Source organism: Rhizobium sp. SEMIA 4085 (genome assembly GCF_013004495.1).
Classification (GTDB): Bacteria; Pseudomonadota; Alphaproteobacteria; order Rhizobiales; family Rhizobiaceae; genus Rhizobium; species Rhizobium gallicum.
This window is the reverse complement of sequence record NZ_JABEPH010000617.1, coordinates 1-1,898: the sequence shown is the minus strand read 5'-3', so window position 1 is coordinate 1,898 and position 1,898 is coordinate 1. Positions and strand designations below refer to the sequence as shown.

General features: G+C 54.8%; 3 protein-coding genes. All 3 read left to right on the top strand.

The window, feature by feature from the left end; translation table 11 throughout:
- The first annotated feature begins 622 nt into the window (after positions 1 to 622).
- Positions 623 to 925 carry a hypothetical protein gene (locus tag C9413_RS31685; protein ID WP_040115934.1) on the top strand — a complete coding sequence of 101 codons (303 nt, stop codon included), beginning with the start codon at positions 623 to 625 and terminating at the stop codon, positions 923 to 925.
- 152 nt (positions 926 to 1,077) lie between these two features.
- Complete coding sequence (locus C9413_RS31680) at positions 1,078 to 1,365, top strand: hypothetical protein (RefSeq protein WP_040115933.1); 288 nt, start codon at positions 1,078 to 1,080, stop codon at positions 1,363 to 1,365.
- Between the two features lie 223 nt (positions 1,366 to 1,588).
- Positions 1,589 to 1,898, top strand: a 310-nt coding sequence (locus C9413_RS31675) for a hypothetical protein (RefSeq protein WP_170251481.1), incomplete at its 3' end; no start/stop codon positions are given.

Below are 1,898 nucleotides of genomic sequence, written 5' to 3'. Positions count from 1 at the left end.
GTGCTGTGTGGGGGGATGAGGTTGAATTATACGCCTGCGTGGGTTTCCGTAGGAGACCAGAAAACCGCGTGTTCCGGGGTCTTTTTGAGGCCGCGACTTCTTCTCAAAGGTCGGGCGATTGCTTCTGCGGTAACCTCACCAGCCGCTGAATTATCCTAATCTGGCTTGGCATGGCGGCAACCAAGCTGTGATTGACGGTCACTCTAAAGCATGGGTATTCCTACGATTAGGATTACGACCAGTCCTGCCATTACAAGCGATGTCTCAATCAGAAATACCGCAACTTGTCGTCCGGTCATGTCTGGAAAAATAGCTTTCACTGAAGCGTCTCCTCGCAATAATATTCCAATGAATGCACCATATCACAGGATACTGTAGAAAGTTTTTATTTTTATTGCGGCGAACTGCCTTGCTTAAAACCTAATCAAAGCGCACAGTATTTCTGTCGGCAGCATTTGAAGCGGGCGCTGCCGCAAAAGGGTTAAAATCCTTCGCCCCAATCAGAGGAGGACGTGATGTCTTCCATGTCCCATCATCATTATTCCTTTGAACACGTTTCAATCAGAATCCTGGTCGCGCTCAGCGTCGCCTTCATCTTGTTTCTGATTTCGGGGGGCTGGCTGTGGTAACCATTCTTTACGTCGGTGAAACTGCAGCCGTCGAGAGCTCGACGCTGCAGCGAATTCTGAAGCGAGCCAATTATGCGACTTCGGACATGCAAGCCGACGAGGGCCGGGAGCGTCACGAAGAAGTCGTGATCATCCGCCGCATTGAGGCCGGCACGATACCCTCGCAGAGTTACCCACCCTCCCTTCGGCGCAGGCAAAGCTCAGGCCCGGATGCACTGGCGTCGTGGGAGAATGAAGGCGGCGCAACCAGCGCGCGTCCGGCGGCAGCCTCGAAAGCTGCGGAAAACCGAAGGTGACTTTGGCGCAGCGACCACAAGGCCTGTCCGACCCCGACCAGATCGCGTCATGGCTGAGGCCATAAACGCGTGAAAAGAAGGCAGACGGGACGGAAAGTTCTCCCCGCTGCGCGGCAAACGCCTGTCGCCTCAACATCCAGACGGAGTCAGCCATGAACAGAACAACTGAAACCGAAATCAGGTTCGATCATTCGTTCCTCATCGAATCTCTCGTTATGCCACTGGCAGCCGGGACATATCGGCTAACGGTGGACGAAGAACGGATCGAGGAACTGTCCTTTGCCGCTTACAGGATATTAGCCGCTCATCTGGAAATTCCGTCAATTGAAACGCCTTCGCTCAAGAGGCAGCATTTGCAAGTCACGCGAGCGGAAATCGATGCGGCGCTGCTGAAAGACCAGCAAGCCGCACCACCGGCAGCGACCGAAGATCGCGTCTAAGTAGGGAACGCAGCTCTATCGTGACTTGCCACACCGCGCCGAGGAGGCGCGCATGTCGTCCGTCGCGGATGACTTATGCTGCCGTCGTATATGAGCATCCTCGAAAGTTATTGTTTGCTTTGTCTAATCCGAGGGCGCATGGTCTAGCCTCCAGCAGTAATCATTACGGGCGCTGCTGTTTGAGGGCCGCCAAACCCTTTGCCCCGACCGAAAGGAGGATGTCATGTCTTCCGAAACATCCATTAGATATATGACGAGCGACGACCTCAACTTGCTTCAGGGGGTGCTGAAGGATGCCGGCTATACGGACGATGTTCTCTTTGAACAGCCTCGACCCTTCCCCATCGCAGCCCGGCTTCTGATCGGCCTCTTTCAAGAGGGAACCACCAGTCCAGCCGAACTGACCATTCAGCTCGAACGACATTTCGGCAAGCCCAGGAAAGAGGCCGTTACGCTCGCAGTCCCACGTTTCCATCGCTTTGCGATCCAGGGGCTTCCGGCCCAGCGATCTGGCGCGATCCGTTCACTCCACA

Bases quoted from the DNA above. Each gene is read 5' to 3' on its own strand.
- C9413_RS31680 (WP_040115933.1), top strand. From the start codon at position 1,078: ATGAACAGAACAACTGAAACCGAAATCAGGTTCGATCATTCGTTCCTC.